The 18,632-nt window shown below is 40.1% G+C and carries 14 protein-coding genes; all 14 read left to right on the top strand.

The features are described 5' to 3' along the window. Positions 1–55: 55 nt before the first annotated feature. The 14 genes from CVD27_RS09435 (at position 56) to CVD27_RS09370 (ending at position 18,381) form a co-directional block, all read left to right on the top strand. A complete protein-coding gene (locus CVD27_RS09435; RefSeq protein ID WP_101647650.1) occupies positions 56–1,057 on the top strand; it encodes a sugar-binding protein in 1,002 nt (333 codons plus the stop codon). Next, entirely contained in the window at positions 1,054–2,538 is a 1,485-nt protein-coding gene (locus CVD27_RS09430; RefSeq protein ID WP_257984310.1) for a sensor histidine kinase, read from the top strand. The genes CVD27_RS09435 and CVD27_RS09430 overlap by 4 nt, the downstream gene beginning before the upstream one ends. After that, entirely contained in the window at positions 2,513–4,099 is a 1,587-nt protein-coding gene (locus CVD27_RS09425) for a response regulator (protein ID WP_101647649.1), read from the top strand. The genes CVD27_RS09430 and CVD27_RS09425 overlap by 26 nt, the downstream gene beginning before the upstream one ends. Before the next feature lie 247 nt (positions 4,100–4,346). Further along, a complete protein-coding gene (gene mglB / locus CVD27_RS09420; protein ID WP_180960211.1) occupies positions 4,347–5,411 on the top strand; it encodes a galactose/glucose ABC transporter substrate-binding protein MglB in 1,065 nt (354 codons plus the stop codon). 224 nt (positions 5,412–5,635) lie between these two features. Beyond that, a complete protein-coding gene (gene mglA / locus CVD27_RS09415) occupies positions 5,636–7,141 on the top strand; it encodes a galactose/methyl galactoside ABC transporter ATP-binding protein MglA (protein WP_101647647.1) in 1,506 nt (501 codons plus the stop codon). 13 nt (positions 7,142–7,154) lie between these two features. Next, entirely contained in the window at positions 7,155–8,207 is a 1,053-nt protein-coding gene (mglC, locus tag CVD27_RS09410) for a galactose/methyl galactoside ABC transporter permease MglC (protein ID WP_101647646.1), read from the top strand. Positions 8,208–8,579: 372 nt separating this feature from the next. Continuing rightward, a complete protein-coding gene (locus tag CVD27_RS09405; protein ID WP_101647645.1) occupies positions 8,580–9,761 on the top strand; it encodes an ABC transporter substrate-binding protein in 1,182 nt (393 codons plus the stop codon). Between the two features lie 174 nt (positions 9,762–9,935). Then, entirely contained in the window at positions 9,936–10,592 is a 657-nt protein-coding gene (gene atoD / locus CVD27_RS09400) for an acetate CoA-transferase subunit alpha (RefSeq protein WP_101647644.1), read from the top strand. Between the two features lie 2 nt (positions 10,593–10,594). Then, positions 10,595–11,245 carry a 3-oxoacid CoA-transferase subunit B gene (locus tag CVD27_RS09395; RefSeq protein WP_101647643.1) on the top strand — a complete coding sequence of 217 codons (651 nt, stop codon included), beginning with the start codon at positions 10,595–10,597 and terminating at the stop codon, positions 11,243–11,245. A 172-nt stretch (positions 11,246–11,417) separates the two neighbouring features. Beyond that, positions 11,418–12,602, top strand: a complete 1,185-nt coding sequence (locus CVD27_RS09390) for an acetyl-CoA C-acetyltransferase (protein WP_101647642.1) — start codon at positions 11,418–11,420, stop codon at positions 12,600–12,602. A gap of 219 nt (positions 12,603–12,821) precedes the next feature. Continuing rightward, entirely contained in the window at positions 12,822–14,255 is a 1,434-nt protein-coding gene (locus CVD27_RS09385; protein WP_101647641.1) for a GntP family permease, read from the top strand. Positions 14,256–14,291: 36 nt separating this feature from the next. Then, a complete protein-coding gene (locus CVD27_RS09380) occupies positions 14,292–15,077 on the top strand; it encodes a 3-hydroxybutyrate dehydrogenase (RefSeq protein ID WP_101647640.1) in 786 nt (261 codons plus the stop codon). Positions 15,078–15,205: 128 nt separating this feature from the next. Further along, positions 15,206–16,621, top strand: coding sequence for a sigma-54 interaction domain-containing protein (locus tag CVD27_RS09375; RefSeq protein ID WP_101647639.1), 1,416 nt, complete (start codon positions 15,206–15,208; stop codon positions 16,619–16,621). A 134-nt stretch (positions 16,622–16,755) separates the two neighbouring features. Further along, a complete protein-coding gene (locus CVD27_RS09370) occupies positions 16,756–18,381 on the top strand; it encodes an ATP-binding protein (protein WP_101647638.1) in 1,626 nt (541 codons plus the stop codon). Positions 18,382–18,632: the final 251 nt, after the last annotated feature.

Here is an 18,632-nt window from a genome sequence, read left to right as displayed (position 1 = left end):
TTTGGAAAGTTACGTATAATAGGTTTTAACTATGCTGAGGGATCGGAGTTGTTATATGAGCAAGTTTTCCACTATTTCGTATTCAGTTGGTAGTTTGTTATTTTTAATCAGCTGCTCATTTTCCATATACTATGGATACAAGGTGATTACTCATGATTTACCCAAAGAGCAAAAAACAGTAGAAAAGTATAACTATCATTTTGTACTTGTTCCAGAAGAGATGGACAACGAATATTGGAAACTCGTAGAAAAAGGTGCAAAGGATGCTGCGAAAAAGTATGGTGTGCTGCTGGAATATGCAGGTCCGAAGCAGGCAAACATTGATGATCATGTGAAAACGATTGAAATGTCAGCGGCATCTAAAGTAGACGGAATTATGACTCAAGGATTGAGTGATGAGCAATTCACACCACTTATCAATCGGGTTGTTTCCAGTGGGATTCCTGTTGTCACCGTTGATACCGATGCCGCTAATAGCAGAAGGCTGGCCTATATTGGAACCGATAATTATTATGCGGGTTATTTAGCAGGCAAAGCTTTGATAGCGGATACATTTGGAAAAGTAAACGTTGCTATTATCACGGGTAGTTTTTATGCAAACCATATGCAGCAGCGGGTCAAGGGATTTGAAGACGCGGTGAAGCGAGAGAAAAGGATCAACATCATCGCAGTAGAAGAATCCGAGATTAGCAGAGTAAAGGCGGCTGAGAAAGCAAATCACATTCTTCAAGAGCATCCGGAGGTTACTGCTTTTTTTGGGACAAGTGCCCTAGATGGAATTGAAATTGCTCATGTTGTCACAAAATATCATAAACAAAAACAAATATATATCATAGGCTTTGATACACTTCCGGAAACACTTGGTTTTATCCGGGAAGGCACGATCCATGCGACGGTTGTGCAGGAACCATATCAAATGGGTTATGGTGCCGTTAAAATGATGATTGATCTGCTCAAAGGAAATAAAGTTCCGACCATTGTTCATACTGATACAAAAATCATCAGAAAATCGGATTTGCCTGTGAGTAATCAGGACCGAAAGGCGGTCGATAAATGATGCTATTTCGGATCAGATCAAAATTATTACTTTACTTTATCGTTCTAGTTGTATTACTAACCTCAGTCGGAATGTTTTTTTATGACCGAAGTGAAAAGCTTGTTTCAGAATACGATGAAAGCTTTGAACGATTTCTTTTGCTTAATGACATCTCGCAGAGAAGCAATTTCCTGACAGAAAAGCTGCATGGATACATTTTAGATAAAGAAAAATCGTATCTTCAGGACTATCGCAGTGAAAAGTTGAAGTTGATTAAGGATCAAAAAAGATTGATTAAAGTAATGAACACTAATGATGTCACACTAACAAATTACAAAAATATGATTGATAGCTTTTTAGATGAGGGAGATGCCACGATTGGGGCATTCCAGCAGGATCAGATTAACCAATATTCCAACCATTTTAATGAAGTTTTGAAAATTAACTCGTTTATCCAGGAAAGTACACTGGCCTTATTAAATAATAAATTAACAGAATATCAAAAGTTCTATGACCAAATGGAGCAGCAAAATCATTATTATAAACTCTTGTCTTTTTCATTATTTGCAGCTGCTTTTTTTCTAAGCACTTTGCTGGCCCTTTGGATATCAGGCGGGATTACCAAACCTATCAGTTTACTATCGAAGGCCGCCAAAGAAATTTCGAAAGGAAATCTATCCGGTGACGATATTAAAATCACCACTAAAGATGAACTCAAACTGCTTACAGAAACCTTTAATCAAATGCGCAGCAACCTTAAAATTCTCGTGACCGAAATTAAACAACAGGGTGAACTCGATAAGCTTTTAAAAGAGTTAGAGTTAAGAAGTTTACAAAACCAAATGAACCCCCACTTTTTATTCAACACTTTGAATACGGTTTCGAAGATGGCTTATTTAGAAGAAGCAGAAGAGACATCAAGGCTAATTGAAGCAGTTGCGGCTTTATTACGCTACAATCTAAGTGATTTTGATAAAGTCTCAACCTTAAGAGATGAAGTCAGTATTGTAAAAGAGTATTTCTTTATCCAAAAAACAAGATTTGGGGATCGCATTGAATTTATCACGGATATTCAGGAAGAATATCTGGATATTGAAATTCCTAGTCTTATCTTACAGCCGTTGATTGAAAACGCCTTCACACATGGAGTGGAAGAATATGAAGAAAATGGTGTGATCGAGCTTCACATTTATCGGCTGAATGATTATGTCAATGTGGAAGTAATTGATAATGGAGCGGGAATGGACGAGCGGACCAAGCAAAAACTGCTTCATTATGTAAATGGGCTGGAAACAGAAGAAAATGTTGAACTAGAGAAAACAAAGGCTCAATCCAATGGTATTGCAGTGAAAAACGTAATTAAAAGGCTGCAGCTTTTTTACCAGCAAAAGAATGTGGTGGAAATTGAATCAGAATTAAACAAAGGAACGATTTTTCGACTGAAAATACCAGTCATGGTAAGAGGGGGATGCGAACTTGTTGAAAGTTCTTATAGCAGATGATGAGATCCTTGAGCGAAAAGCCGTAGCAAAAATAATCAAAGGCTCTCAAGAAGATGTAAAGGTTATTGGGGAAGCACCTAATGGGAGAATTGCAATTGAAATGGCTCAGGAACAGCGGCCTGATATCATTTTTATGGATATAAAAATGCCGGGAATTGACGGTGTTCAAGCTGTCAAAGAGATTAGAAAGTTTGACCAGGGCATACGTTTTATTATGGTTTCAGCCTTTAATACCTTCGAATACGCTAAGGAAGTCATGCAGCAAGGGGTCAAGGAATATATTCTCAAGCCGAGCAGTAAAAAAGATCTTTTGGAAAGTTTGCAGCGGGTTTCAGAGGAAATTCAAGTGGAACGAAGGCAGATGGAGGAACAGCAAAGCCTAAGGGAAAGCCTGGACCGTGCAGTCTCGATTGCTCAAAAGGAATGGGTAACCTCCTTACTAATGAACCAGGTGCAGGATATGACTTTCGAAGAATGGAGCCAGCTGCTCGGGGTCGAAATTACATCCGGATATACGATGTTATTTACTTTAAGATCATCTTCAAAGGAAGAATTACCTTCAGCGCAAAAAGAAAAATGGTATAGATGGATTAAGAATATGCTCAAATCCATTGCCGTCAAGCATGAAATAATGGTGGGAGCAATGAAGGATGGGCAAATTCCAGTCTTATTCCTTTGTAAAAAATTAGAGGAAAAAAATCATTTTAGAACAAATGCGGAATCAATCATTGAAAACCTGTTTGGTTCATTTAAACAAGAAAACTTTGGGGCAGACATGAGAATTGGGATTGGGCACCCTTATAACCATGCTCATGAGCTGAATCGTTCCTATCATGAAGCCATAGTGGCGCTTGAGGAGCTATTAAAAACGCCAAACCGTAAATATTTATTTTGTAATAAGCGGGGACCTGCGTTTGAAGTGCCGACTGATTCTGAGATTATTGAGGTGGAGAAAAAGCTGCTTGATAGTGTAAGGCAAGGTGATGTCAATCAGGTAATGTTTATCTTTGATTCGTTTGTCTCGAAGCTAAGTGCCAATAATATTACCGCATCTTTGGTGAAAAAATCGTTTGATGAGCTGTTTATCCTTATTTCCCGCATGCTGCATGATTTAGGAATTAACTATGAGCGAATCCCTAACATCGATGAGTCCGGCGATATTCGGCACCTTCTTGAAGCAGGGAAGACTCATTTGCTTGCAGTTGTGCAGCATGTGCAGGTGTGGCGGAATAATCATGCGAAGGGCATGCTGCAAAAAGCAAAGGATTATATTGAAACCCATTATGCGGATGCCATCACATTGGAATCAGCAGCTGATTACGTGGAACTAAGCCCCTTTTATTTTAGCAAGTTATTTAAAGACCGCTTTGGAATGACCTTTATTGATTACTTGACGGAAATACGAATCAAGAAGGCTAAAGAGGCAATGCTCGATCCTGGAAAAAGCTTGAAAGAAATCTGTTACTCGGTCGGTTACAAAGACCCGAACTATTTCAGCAGGGTGTTTAAAAAGCTGACAGGACTATCGCCAAGTGAGTTTCGCAAGACTACAGTAAAATAGGATTATGTTAAGGGCCAATTTCATTTTGAGATTGGTCTTTTTTGTTTTTTAATAAATATAGGTTTGTTACATTGATGTTTCAAAGATTGCAAAATAATCTAGATAATCACAAATAAGTGCTATAGGTCACCTCTATTGTAACCGATATCATCATGCTACTATATTTGCAAGTGCTTACATTAGGGCTTTAGTTAAGTTCTTAGAAAACAGCTTAATAGAGTCTTAAATAAACAGAAAAGGGAGATTGATGAGTTTGAAGAAAAAAGGTTTGATTTTATCATTAACGGTTGCATCAAGTATTTTATTAGCAACAGGCTGCAGCAGCTCAACAAGCGGCTCAGGAGATTCAGCAAGCGGCAAAGACAGCAAGCTGCCAGCTGTTGGAGCAACGATTTATAAGTTCGATGATAACTTCATGTCTTACGTACGCCGGGCAATGGAAACTTCAGCAAAAGGAAAGGTTAACTTAATGCTGAACGACTCACAAAATGACCAAGCAAAACAAATTGAGCAAGTGGATACGTTAATTGCTAAAGGGGCAAAATCACTTGCTATTAACCTAGTAGATCCAAAAGCAGCACAAACAATTGTAGATAAAGCAAAAGCTAAAGATATTCCTGTTATTTTCTTTAACAAAGAGCCAGATGAGAGTGTATTAAATGGCTACGATAAAGCTTACTATGTTGGAACAACTTCTTCAGAATCAGGCGTTCTTCAAGGTGAATTAATCGCTAAGGCTTGGGAAGCTAATAAGGATAAGTGGGACAAAAACCACGATGGCAAGCTTCAATACGTATTATTAAAAGGTGAGCCAGGACATCCAGATGCAGAAGCTCGTACAAAATACGCAGTTGACACTATCAAGTCTAAAGGTATCCAAGTAGAACAATTAGCCATGGATACAGCTATGTGGGATGCAACAAAAGCAACTGAAAAGATGGATGCTTGGGTTTCTAAGTATAGCGACAAGATTGAGTTTGTCATCGCTAATAATGATGGTATGGCATTAGGTGCGATTGCATCACTTGAAAAAGCAGGCTACTTCTCTGGTGATAAGTTTGTCCCAGTTGTAGGTGTTGACGCAATTCCTGAAGCACTAGAAATGATTGAAAAAGGCAAAATGGTTGGTACGATCCTGAATGATGCGAAGAACCAAGGTAAGGCAACGGTTGACCTTGCAGCAAATGCAGCAAATGGCAAAGACGTATTAGACGGAACGGAATGGAAGCTTGATGACAAGAAAGCTGTTCGTGTACCTTACGTTGAAATCACAAAAGACAACATCCAAGTTGGTAAAGATGCTTATAAGTAAGAATTAGAGTGAGAAAAGCGCCTGTCCAGGGGAAGCCCATCATCCATTGGCGCTCTTCGAACGAAGGAAAAGATCATGCTTTTCCTTCGTTCGGAGAATTAAGCTTACACATTTGTAAAGCTAAGACACCGTACAAAATAAAAATAAGAAACTTGTTATCAATAGTTATGAGGCGGACTAGGGTCCGCTCATATTTTTAAATGGTTAAGTAAGGAGGTTCACTTATGACAGGATCTAGTACTACCTATCTATTAGAAATGCAAAATATCACCAAAAGATTCCCTGGGGTCCTCGCTTTAGATAATGTTACCTTGAGAGTGAAGCCGGGTTCGGTACATGCCCTAATGGGTGAAAACGGCGCAGGGAAATCAACATTAATGAAATGCTTATTCGGTATTTATTCCATGGAAGAAGGCAAAATTCTTTTTAATGGAAGCGAAGTTTCATTTGCTAACTCAAAACAAGCTTTAGAGAATGGTGTTTCTATGGTGCATCAGGAACTAAACCAGGTACGCCAGCAAAATGTAATGGATAATATTTGGCTCGGCCGTTATCCGAAAAAAGGTATCTTCGTAGATGAAAAGAAAATGTACGAAGATACGGCGGCTATTTTTAAAAGCTTAGATATTAATATTGACCCGCGAAGCAAGGTTAGTTCATTATCGGTTTCGGAAATGCAAATGGTCGAAATTGCCAAGGCAGTCTCTTATCATTCAAAAATAATTGTAATGGATGAGCCAACATCCTCTTTAACGGAAACTGAAGTAAATCATTTGTTTAGAATTATTAAGAGACTTCAAAGTGAAAATGTGGCAATCATCTACATCTCTCACAAGATGGAAGAAATCCTGAAAATCTCAGATGAAGTAACCATCATGCGTGACGGCCAGTACATTGCAACCAGAAGTGCAAAGGACCTGACAACAGATGAAATTATTAAGTTAATGGTAGGCCGTGATTTATCACAGCGTTTCCCAGAAAAGGAAAACAAGCCAGGAGAAGTTATCTTGAAGGTGACCGATCTAACGGCAGAAACACAGCCATCTTTTTCAAACGTAAGCTTTGAGTTGAAAAAGGGTGAAATACTCGGGATCGCCGGTTTAGTAGGTTCAAAGCGGACTGAGGTTGTCGAAGCGATTTTTGGTATTAGGGGAATAAAATCTGGAACAATTGAGCTGAATGGCAAGGTGGTTAATAATGGTTCTCCACAGCATGCGATTAAAAATGGATTTGCGCTTGTGACGGAGGAGAGGCGGTCCACTGGTATTTTTGCTGATCTAAGTATCAGCTTTAATTCGATCATTTCAAACATGAAACATTATAAAACGAAGAGCGGATTCCTATCCGATAAGAAAGTAGCGGGAGATACTCAGTGGGTTATTGACTCAATGAAGGTAAAAACCCCATCCCAAAAAACATCGATAGGCAGTTTATCCGGCGGGAACCAGCAAAAGGTTATTATCGGCCGCTGGCTCTTAACAAAGCCAGATATTTTACTGCTTGATGAACCGACTCGAGGGATTGATGTTGGCGCGAAATTCGAGATTTACCAATTAATCAACCAATTAGCAGCTGAGGGTAAGGGGATTATCATGATCTCTTCTGAAATGCCGGAGCTATTAGGTACAACAGACCGGATTCTCGTCATGAGTAATGGAAAAGCTGCTGGGATTGTTGATACGAAGACAACTTCTCAAGAAGAAATTATGCGATTAGCCGCATTGTATTAGGAGGCGACTGAAAATGAGTACACAAGCTATAAAAAAAACGGGCTCTAAAGATAAAGGGAACTCGAAATCAAATGTTTCGAAATGGATTGTTGATAATGTCATTTACTTAGTATTAATATTGTTAGTTGTTGGGATTGTGGTAGCATCCCCAGACTTCTTATCAATGACAAACTTAATTAATATCCTAAGTCAGGCATCCTCACGTATTATTATTGCTCTTGGAGTTGCAGGTATATTGATTACAGCGGGAACAGACTTATCTGCAGGGCGTATGGTTGGTCTTGCTGCCGTCATTTCGGCATCTATGCTGCAGGCTGGGGATTACGCCTATAAAATGTATCCTCACTTGCCTGAATTACCGCTTTTTGTTCCGATTTTATTAGCTATGGCGGCAACTGGTATTGTTGCTGCATTAAATGGTGTAATTGTATCTAAACTTCATGTTCCACCGTTCATTGCTACATTAGGGATGATGATTGGTGTTTATGGTCTTACTTCGATCTACTTTGACCGTCCTCCATACGGGGCACAGCCAATCGGAGGATTAAGTGAAAAGTTTACCACCTTTGCTCAACGCGGGATTAAATTAGGCCACTATGAATTTCCGTATCTCATTCTATACGCTATTATTGTATCTGTAATTATTTGGGTTGTTTGGAATAAAACCCAGCTCGGCAAAAATATGTACGCCATCGGTGGAAATCCGGAAGCGGCAAAGGTTTCTGGTGTAAACGTTGCAAGAAATCTAATTATTATTTACACAATTGCGGGTCTTCTTTATGGGTTAACTGGTACGCTAGAGGCAGGACGTGTTGGCAGTGCCACAAACAACACTGGTAACATGTACGAACTCGATGCGATCGCAGCTTGCGTAGTCGGTGGGGTATCTCTATCAGGCGGTATCGGAACTGTACCAGGCGTAGTTACTGGGGTTTTAATTTTCCAAGTTATCAACTACGGTTTAGCTTTCCTAGGTGTAAGCCCGTATATCCAATTCATAGTAAAAGGCTTAATTATTATCGTTGCAGTAGCCTTCGATATGCGTAAACATGCTAAGAAAAAGTAAACCTAAAACTAAAGGCAGCCTCCTAAATAGGAGAGCTGTCTTTTTTGTTATCTTTTGGGTGAAAACGCCGCTATTGTTGTTATTCGTTATATTAAGAGTTCGATATTATAGAATATCTTTAATATAGGAGAAAAAAGTAAAGAATGTAGATAAATGCTAAACAGGTTGAATTTCGACTACTAAGATGAGTTAGAAAAAAGAATATATTTCAGAAATATTTAAATTAACAAATAATATACTAGACGAATGAAATTAATTGTATTACAATACTAAATATCAATTAAATAACCGACAAATATACCTTTCAACGAAACTACTAATTTACGGTTGTTTATGTCAGAAAAATCAGATAAATAGAAAAGGGAGATCAACATGAGGAAGAAGAATTTTGCTAAAATGTTTATGGCTTCAACGTTATTGGCTGGCGTATTAGCTGGATGTTCGGGAGCAAAGGATAGCTCGAACGGCGGTGGAGATACAATTAAAGTCGGCGTGAACTTAGAACTTTCTGGCGGAGTTGCGTCCTATGGAGAGTCTATCGGTTCAGGTGTTAAGCTTGCAGTAGATGAAATTAATAAAAAGGGCGGAGTCGACGGTAAGAAGATCGAGCTTGTTGAAGTAGATAATAAATCAGAAGCAGCGGAAGCTACGAATGGTGCGATCAAGTTAACAAGCCAAGATAAAGTAACAGCTATTATTGGTGCTGCAACGAGTGGTGACACAGTTGCTCAAGCTGAAATTGCTAACAGCAATAAAACTATTTTGCTGACTCCATCAGGTACAGCTCCTAACGTAACTGTTACTGATAAAGGGAAATTAAATCCATATGTATTCCGTACATCTTTTATTGACCCATTCCAAGGTACAGTGGCAGCGAACTTTGCAGCTAAAGAATTAAAGGTTAAAAACGTGGCAATCTTTGCTGACAGTGCAAGCGACTATGCCAAAGGTTTGGCCGCTTCATTTAAGGAGACTTTTGAAAAATCAGGCGGTAAGGTTGTTTCCGAAGAAGCGTATGTTGCGAAGGATACAGATTTCCGTGCAACTTTAACACGTATCAAGTCCAAGAATCCTGAGTTCATCTTTATCCCTGGATACTATGAAGAAGTTGGATTAATTGTTAAGCAAGCCCGTGAATTAGGAATCACCGCTCCATTAATGGGTGCTGATGGCTGGGATTCACCAAAGTTAGTTGATTTAGCTGGTAAAGATGCATTAAATAACACATATATTACAAACCACTATTCTTCTGATGACCAAGACAAAAAGGTTCAATCGTTTGTATCTGCTTTTAAAGCAAAGAGCGATGGCAATTCACCGAATGCTTTCAACGCCCTTGGTTATGATACGGTTTATCTTTTAGCAGATGCGATTAAGCGTGCAGGCAGCACAGATGCTACTAAGATTAAGGATGCTTTAGAAAAGACGAAAGACCTATCCCTTGTTACAGGTGTTGTGACAATTGACAAAAACCACAATCCTATTAAATCAGCTACTGTTTTAGAATATAAAGATGGTAAGCAAGTGTTTAATACAAAGGTAGATCCAGAATAAAAATTGCTTTTCAAAGAGACTTTTTCACCTCTATGGTGGGAAGGTCTTTTTTATTTGTCAGCCGTTAACGGGTTGGATTAAGCGGGCACTTACGTTTTATTGGCATGAATCTTGCATATTAATTTGGCGTAGTAATATTTACTTCACGTTAATTTTTCTGGAGGTGCTTTTGAAGTGAATAAAATAATTTCAAAGGAAGAGGTCTCATCCCTTTTTAAAGATGGAATGACGATAATGGCAGGAGGATTTATGGGTGTGGGTACACCCCAGGAGCTTGTTACAGCGATGATTGAAGCCGACGTAAAGGATATAACCCTGATTGTAAATGATACCGCTTTCGCAGAAGCGGGTGTAGGTCCTCTAATTGTTAATAAACGAGTGAAAAAAGTGATTGCGTCACATATTGGAACAAATCCTGAAACAGGCCGGCAAATGATTGCTGGCGAAATGGAGGTCGAACTGATACCACAAGGGACTTTGGCAGAACGTGTACGTGCAGGCGGATCGGGCCTTGGAGGGGTGTTAACTCCTACTGGCGTAGGAACCGTGGTTGAAGAAGGAAAAGAAAAGATTATAGTCGATGGTCGTGAATATCTGCTTGAAAAACCACTCCGTGCGGAGGTTGCTTTGTTGAAAGCCTATAAAGCAGATAAAGCAGGAAATTTAATCTATCACCGCTCTGCGAGAAACTTTAATCCCTTGATGGCCTTGGCTGCTGATACCGTTATTGTTCAAGTCGAGCAGCTCGTAGAAGTGGGAGAGATTGATCCGGATGAAGTAATGACACCTGGAATCCTTATCGATAAAATTTACGTTCAAGGAGGCTGCTAATAATGAATAGTACACTTGTCAATCCAAAGCAAATCATTGCTGCCCGCGTAGCTAAGGAATTAAAGGATGGAGATGTCGTTAATCTTGGGATTGGTCTGCCAACCATGGTGCCAAACTACTTACCTGAGGATGTTAATGTCATTTTGCAATCTGAAAATGGCTATGTAGGCCTGGGGCCATTAGATGGGGAGATTGACCCGGATTTGGTTAACGCCGGCGGACAGCCTGCTGGGATTATCTGTGGAGGTGCCTTCTTTGACAGTCTATTTTCTTTCGAGTTAATCCGTGGAGGGCACGTCGATGTTACGGTTCTCGGCGGGCTTGAGGTAGACGAGAAAGGTAATCTTGCCAATTGGATGGTTCCAGGAAAAATGGTTCCTGGAATGGGCGGCGCGATGGACCTCGTAACAGGTGCGAAAAAAGTAATTGTCGCAATGGAGCATACGGCAAAGAATGGTTCGTCTAAAATTCTCGAGCAATGCCGCTTGCCGCTGACCGGTAAAGAGGTAGTCGACTTGATTGTAACTGAATTAGCCGTTTTTCGTGTGACAAAGGAAGGATTAGTATTAGAAGAACTTCAAGAGGGAGTCGACTTAGAAACAGTTAGGGATAGAACAGAAGCTTCTTTTATAGTCGGCACGGCAATAAGATAACAGCTTAATAGGTAAAAGTGCTGATAAATTTAAAAACCGCTGATAAAGCTATGAAAAGTGCCGATAAAAAGCGGAAAAACGCTGATAAACGTTAAAAATCCGCTGATAATCTCATAATCTACCAAATTTAAAGAGGTTCGAAAGAAAAAAACAGTTATAGGAGGAATCATTCATGCGTGATGTAGTTATAGTAAGTGCTGTACGTACAGCCATTGGCAGTTTTATGGGGACCTTAAGTAAAACACCGGCAACTGAGTTAGGTGCCATTGTTATTAAGGAAGCAGTAAACCGTGCCGGAATTACTGGGGAGCAAGTAGATGAAGTCATAATGGGGAATGTTTTACAGGCAGGTCTTGGACAGGGTCCTGCACGTCAAGCTGCGCTCAATGCAGGTCTGCCGATTGAGGTATCTTCTATGGCAATTAACAAACTATGCGGCTCTGGATTAAAAGCTGTCCACCTGGCAGCGCAGGCCATTCAAACCGGGGAAGCAGAAATTGTGGTCGCTGGCGGTATGGAAAATATGAGTCTAGCACCTTATTTGCTAATGGAGGGCCGCACAGGCTTCCGCATGGGGGATGGAAAGATTCTCGACAGTCTGATTCAAGATGGTTTGCAATGTGCTATCAATTCCTATCATATGGGCGTAACTGCCGAAAACATCGCAGAACAGTATGAACTGAGCCGCGAAGAGCAAGATGAGTTCGCGGCATGGAGTCAGCAAAAGGCAGAAACAGCCATCAAAGAAGGGAGATTTCAGGATGAAATCGTTCCTGTAGTCATTCCACAGCGCAGGGGAGAGCCCGTTATTTTTGATAAAGATGAATTTCCCCGTTCAGGAGTTACGGCTCAGAAACTAGCAACATTAAAGCCTGCCTTCAAAAAGAATGGAACGGTGACTGCGGGCAATGCCTCCGGAATTAATGACGGTGCGGCAGCCTTAGTGCTAATGAGCAAAGAAAAAGCCGTAGAATTGGGCATTACACCTATGGCCGTAATTCGTGGTAATGGGACATCAGGTGTTGATCCAAAAATTATGGGAATTGGTCCTGTGCCGGCATCTAAAAAGGCATTAGCGAAGGCAGGAATTTCAATGGAGCAGATTGATTTGGTTGAAGCAAACGAAGCATTTGCAGCACAATCATTGGCTGCTTTGCGTGACCTAGAAATTCCTAAAGACAAATTGAATGTGAATGGCGGTGCGGTCGCGTTAGGCCATCCAATCGGTGCTAGTGGTGCCCGCGTGTTAGTCACCTTGCTTCACGAAATGAAACGGAGAAATTCCCGCTATGGACTTGCTGCTCTTTGTATTGGCGGCGGTCAAGGAATTGCAACCGTGATAGAAATAGAGGATTAAATAATATTCCGCAAAAACGGAAAATTCCGTTTTTGCGGAAACGCTTACAATCAGTTTTCCGGAATAGCGGAATCATTCCGGCTTGATTTAAATTAATTTTTTAGAAAAAGAATTGGCACAATTCTTGCAATAATAAATATGTAAGTTTTTTGATGGAAACGCTTACCTTGCGGAGAGGTAAACGATGAAAGCTTACAAATACAATTTAGGGGGATTTGAATGGAATTATTTGTTATTTTACTGGCGCTAGGGCTGTTGATTTTTGTAGCCTATCGTGGATTTTCCGTTATTTTATTTGCTCCATTATGTGCACTCCTTGCTGTATTACTAGTGGATCCTAGCCATGTTTTACCGTTTTTTTCAGGGGTATTCATGGAAAAGATGGTTGGTTTCATTAAATCCTACTTTGCCGTTTTCCTATTAGGAGCGATTTTTGGCAAGGTGGTAGAAATGTCTGGGATTGCCGAATCTATCGCCAAATCCATCGTTCGTTTACTCGGGGCAAAACGTGCCATGCTGACCATTGTTTTATTAGGAGCGATTTTAACGTATAGCGGCGTAAGTTTATTCGTAGCTGTATTTGCGATTTATCCATTTGCAGCTCAGATGTTTAGACAAGCGAATATTCCGAAAAGACTTATTCCAGGAACGATTGCTCTTGGTGCCTTTACTTTTACAATGGATGCCCTGCCAGGTACACCTCAAATTCAAAACGTTATTCCAATTAACTTTTTTAAAACAGATATTTATGCGGCACCTACACTAGGAATCATCGGAGCAATTTTTGTTCTTGTTCTAGGACTCTTGTATCTTGAATCTAGAAGAAGGAAAGCAGAAAAAGCTGGTGAGGGCTATTACGGATTTGGCGCTGAAAACGCGGCTGCAGCTGAAAAATTAGAAGAAAATAAAGCTGCTGCGCCAGACTTAACATCACAACAATCCACCCTAAGACAAATTTTTGCCTTTGTTCCACTCATTCTTGTCGGCGTGACGAATAAATTATTTATAACGTATATTCCAAAATGGTATCCAAATGGATTTGATTTTTCAGCTATTGGCTTGAAGGCCTACACGGTTGACGTAACTGCTATGGCGGCTATTTGGGCTATTATTATGGCGTTAGTTGTCGGTATTATCTCATCTCTTCTCTATGATTGGAAACGGGTTACGAAAAACTTTAAAGAAGGCCTTAACACCGCGATTGGCGGATCTTTGCTAGCAACGATGAATACAGGAGCTGAGTATGGATTCGGAGGAATCATTGCTGCACTTCCTGGATTTGCAAAGATTAGTGACGGCATTTCTCATACATTTACAAATCCATTAGTTAATGGGGCAGTTACAACGAGTACACTTGCGGGTATGACTGGTTCAGCCTCCGGAGGAATGGGGATTGCGCTAGGGGCAATGGCCGATAAATATAACCAAGCGATTGCCGCTGCCAATATTCCGCCGGAAGTCATGCACCGAGTTGTCGCCATGGCATCAGGCGGCATGGATACCCTCCCACACAACGGAGCGGTGATTACACTTCTTGCTGTAACAGGTTTAACACACAAACAATCATATAAGGATATTTTTGCTGTAACGATCATAAAAACAGTGGCGGTATTCTTTGTAATCGCTCTTTATACTATTTTTGGAATTATTTAAAAGAGAGATTACTAGACATTTAGGAGGTTCATATAAATGAGCAAGTTATTACTAGGAAAAACAGCCTTTATTACCGGTTCAGCCAGCGGGATTGGTTTAGAAATTGCCAAAACTTTTGCCCTAGAAGGAGCAAAGGTTGTCATTTCCGATTTAAATGCAGAAAAAAGTGAGCAGGTGGCGGCAGAATTAAGAGAGCAAGGATTTGAAGCCTTAGCTGCTCCATGTGATGTCACCAATGAGGAAGCTTTTAAAAATAGTATTCAACTGGCATATAATACATTTGGCAGCCTTGATATTTTAATTAACAATGCCGGAATGCAGTATGTTTCACCAATTGAAGAGTTTCCAACGGAGAAATTTGAGCTGTTAGTAAAAATTATGTTAACCGCACCGTTCATCGGTATTAAAAATGTGTTTCCATTGATGAAGGAACAGGGCTTTGGAAGAATTATTAATATGGCGTCGATCAACGGAGTGATTGGCTTTGCCGGAAAAGCTGCTTATAATAGTGCAAAACATGGGGTTATCGGATTAACAAAGGTTGCGGCATTGGAAGGTGCAACCAGCGGAATAACAGTTAACGCCCTTTGTCCAGGATATGTTGATACACCGCTGGTTAGAAACCAGTTGGCTGACCTTGCAGCCACTAGAAATGTCAGCTTAGATAGTGTCATTGATGAGGTGCTCTTACCGCTAGTTCCACAAAAAAGACTACTATCCGTAACGGAAATAGCGGATTATGCCGTCTTTTTAGCAAGTGATAAAGGAAGAGGGATCACAGGGCAGGCGGTTATTTTGGATGGCGGATACACAGCTCAATAATAAAAAAGAAAATCCTATTCGGTATCCGGATAGGATTTTCTTTTTTATGGTAAATATTCTTAGCTAGTTAAAACATCAAAAATCCTTTGTTATAATAAATATATTCAACATTGTAAGGATGTGAATCTATGAACAGTAGAATGGAAGCGATTCCAGCTGGCTGGCATGAACAAATTATTAATCTATTAGCAGAAAGAATCGTCGTGACTGACCGTGAAGGAAAAATTATATATATTAATGAAGCCTATTGTGAGTTTTTGGGGACAACGGTTGAGGTTGCCATCAATCGCCCTGTTCAGGATGTGATTGAAAACACTCGGATGCATATTGTCGCTAAAACTGGACAAAAAGAGCTGGCGGCCCTGCATCCGATCAATGGCAGTGAAATGATTGCCAACCGATATCCGCTCATCGTGGATGGTGAACTTGTAGGTGCACTTGGAACCGTTATGTTTCGCAGTCCTGAGGAATGGCGGATGTATAAAACAAAGATTCAGCATTTAGTGGAAGAGTTAAAATATTATAAAACAAAAGTAGAAAAAGAGTTAAAGAGTAAATACTATTTTCATGATTTAATTGGCAGCAGCCAGCCTTTTCTTGCTGCGAAAAAATTGGCTGAACGAATTTCTGCCAGCAATTCATCTGTTCTTTTAATAGGAGAATCAGGAACAGGTAAGGAATTGTTTGCCCATGCCATACATAACCATAGCCTTCGTTCCTCCTTGCCGTTTGTAGCCATCAACTGTGCTTCTATTCCTGAACATCTCCTGGAATCAGAACTTTTTGGGTATGATGATGGCGCGTTTACTGGTGCAAAAAAGGGAGGGAAAAAGGGACAATTTGAAATAGCCCATAACGGTACTCTTTTTCTAGATGAGATTGGTGATATGCCGCTATCGATGCAAAGTAAACTGCTTCGAGTTTTGCAGGAAAAAGAAGTCCAGCGGGTCGGGGGCCAAAAATCCATTCCTGTCGATGTCCGTATCATTGCTGCTACACACCGTGATTTAGAAAAGATGGTGGAGGAAGGAAAGTTCCGTCGTGATTTATATTACCGTTTAAATGTTATTAAAATTGAAATTCCCCCATTGAATAAACGGAAAGGGGACATTAAGTTAATTTCTATGAGTCTATTAAAAAAGCTGGAGCGAAAGTTCTTTCGAACGGGAATTGGAATGTCCGAAGAGGTGGAGCAAAGACTGATGGAGCATTCGTGGCCTGGGAATATTCGTGAGCTGGAGAATGTGTTGGAGCGGGCCATTAATGTCCTTGATGGGCAAACCATTGAAGTGTTTCATCTGCCGTTATATTTACGAGAAGGGCAAAATTCTAACGGGATTGCCAGTGCAATGGGTGAAGCAGAATCTGTTGAGGAAATGTCTTCTCAAATAACTCCGTTAAAAGAAGCAGTGGCTCAAGTGGAAAAGGAAGCGATTTTGAAGGCTCTGACGGTGACTAGTGGGAATAAGCAAGAAGCTGCAAGGCTGCTGGAAATAGGAAAAACGAGGTTTTACGAGAAGTGTAAGCTCTACGATATTAAATAAATGTTCTTATTTTAAAAGTTCTTCCTGTGTTAAAATTTCTACAAAAAAATAATATTTTCCATATAGCAATAGAATTAACTCTGGTTTAAGATATGAAATATATCGTAATTTGACAAAGTTTGGGTGGGAGTCCGTTGGTTCTTTTAGACTACATTATTAATCTCTCGATTTTTTCTGTAATGGTCAGTGCACCACTAATAATCGGTTCATTTATTCATCATAAGCCAATTAAGAATTTGCGATATTGGGTGGGGATCTATGGGGGAATTGTGTCTATAGTCCTGATAAAGTTATCTTTTCAACAGCAGGGCTATTCATATGATATTCGCTATGCCCCGCTCATTTTATCGTTTGTCTATTTTGGTCCTCTGCCGGGATTGATAACAGGGTCACTTTCCTTAGGGATGAGATTGTTTGAAAGTGGTCAATGGACTACGGCGATTATTGGCTGGATGCTGATCATGATTACTTTTACAATTATTCACTTCTTCACCAAACGACTTACCCATGTAAAAAGAAGTATTATTTTTTACGCAGCGTATACTCTGATTTATGTCATCTTGGTCCCTATCCTATTTCATGTTTTTCGAGATAAACCATTATTTCATTTGCAATACCTGCTTTTCGTATTGCTGGGTGTAATGATTGGTGTTTTACTCATTGAATCCTATGAAAAACTCCACCGGTTAAATCGCAAGTTATCGGATACGTACAAGCTAGTGGAAGCAAGTGAAGCAAAATACCGGTTAATTGCAGAGAACACTTCTGATCTCATTCTATTAATGAATAAAGAACATGCGATTAGTTACCTTTCTCCTTCCCATGAATATGTATTAGGCTATCCATGCTCTGAACTAATGAAGCATAGATGTTTTCAATTGATTCATCCAGATGATGACCTGATGTTTCGAGAGGCGATTCATCGGATGTTTGAAGATAAAGAGTCACACTCGATGGAAATTCGAATTAGGCATAAGGCTGGACATTGGATTGAATTTGAGTCGAAGTGTATGCCTGTAACAGGGAAAGAAGACAACGTAGAAAACATTGTCATTGTTAGCAGGGATATATCGGAGCGGAAAAAGTCAGAAGAAATTCTTTTGCAGTCGGAAAAACTGTCGATCGTCGGAGAGTTGGCTGCAGGAGTGGCACATGAGATTCGAAATCCATTGACGACCATCAAAGGCTTTGTGCAGTTATATAAAGCAGAAAATAGTTCTATTCAATATAACGATATACTTTTAAGTGAACTGGAGCGGATTGAAACGATTACGAGCGAACTTCTGTCTCTAGGAAAACCGCAGGCCGTACAGCTAAATGATGTGAATCTAGGGGAGTTACTAGAAAAAACAGTCGAGCTTCTTCATCCTCAAGCCAATATGAACAATATTCAGTTTGATCTTTTGGTTGATGGCGGTCCATTTGTTAGTAAAGGGGAAAAGAATCAATTAAAACAGGTTTTCTTAAATGTATTAAAGAATGCTATTGAAGCGATGCCAAATGGCGGTAATATCCAAATTAGACTGGAGAAAGAGGGAGCAAACGAATGTGTGATTTCCGTGCAGGATCAAGGCTCTGGTATTCCTGAGGAATTGCTTCCGCGTTTAGGAGAGCCGTTCTACAGCTTAAAAGAAAAAGGAACAGGCCTTGGCGTCATGATCTGCCACAAAATCCTGAAACAACACCAAGGCAGCATTGCTTACACAAGCAAACTAGAAGTAGGAACCAAGGTTGAAATCAAACTCCCACTCGCAAGTTGAAAATATTTTTAAGGGTGACAGGCACCACTCGTGGACACAGTCCACGGGTGGTGCCTGTCACCCTTTTTCTTGTTATCACGATAAAAACTTTTATTATGTTTGCCTGTATTTGGTGTGTATATAATGGTGAACTTGGCATATTTATTTACTATCAAACGTTTGATAAATGATAAATGCAGAAGGTTCAGGTGGGTGTAATTCCGAGTTGACTGATAGGAAAGTTGGATTTTTTCTATAAGGAAACAGGGGAG

Origin of the sequence: Neobacillus cucumis (genome assembly GCF_002860255.1) — a bacterium.
GTDB lineage: Bacteria > Bacillota > Bacilli > Bacillales > Cytobacillaceae > Neobacillus > Neobacillus cucumis_A.
This window is presented reverse-complemented; position numbering and strand designations above follow the sequence as displayed.

Excerpts from the sequence above, each read along its gene's own strand:
- CVD27_RS09385 (WP_101647641.1), top strand. The coding sequence starts at position 12,822 with ATGGAATTATTTGTTATTTTACTGGCGCTAGGGCTGTTGATTTTTGTA.
- mglC (WP_101647646.1), top strand. The coding sequence starts at position 7,155 with ATGAGTACACAAGCTATAAAAAAAACGGGCTCTAAAGATAAAGGGAAC.
- mglB (WP_180960211.1), top strand. The coding sequence starts at position 4,347 with ATGAGTTTGAAGAAAAAAGGTTTGATTTTATCATTAACGGTTGCATCA.
- CVD27_RS09395 (WP_101647643.1), top strand. The coding sequence starts at position 10,595 with ATGAATAGTACACTTGTCAATCCAAAGCAAATCATTGCTGCCCGCGTA.
- CVD27_RS09430 (WP_257984310.1), top strand. The coding sequence starts at position 1,054 with ATGATGCTATTTCGGATCAGATCAAAATTATTACTTTACTTTATCGTT.
- CVD27_RS09435 (WP_101647650.1), top strand. The coding sequence starts at position 56 with ATGAGCAAGTTTTCCACTATTTCGTATTCAGTTGGTAGTTTGTTATTT.
- mglA (WP_101647647.1), top strand. The coding sequence starts at position 5,636 with ATGACAGGATCTAGTACTACCTATCTATTAGAAATGCAAAATATCACC.
- CVD27_RS09375 (WP_101647639.1), top strand. The coding sequence starts at position 15,206 with ATGAACAGTAGAATGGAAGCGATTCCAGCTGGCTGGCATGAACAAATT.
- CVD27_RS09405 (WP_101647645.1), top strand. The coding sequence starts at position 8,580 with ATGAGGAAGAAGAATTTTGCTAAAATGTTTATGGCTTCAACGTTATTG.
- CVD27_RS09390 (WP_101647642.1), top strand. The coding sequence starts at position 11,418 with ATGCGTGATGTAGTTATAGTAAGTGCTGTACGTACAGCCATTGGCAGT.
- CVD27_RS09380 (WP_101647640.1), top strand. The coding sequence starts at position 14,292 with ATGAGCAAGTTATTACTAGGAAAAACAGCCTTTATTACCGGTTCAGCC.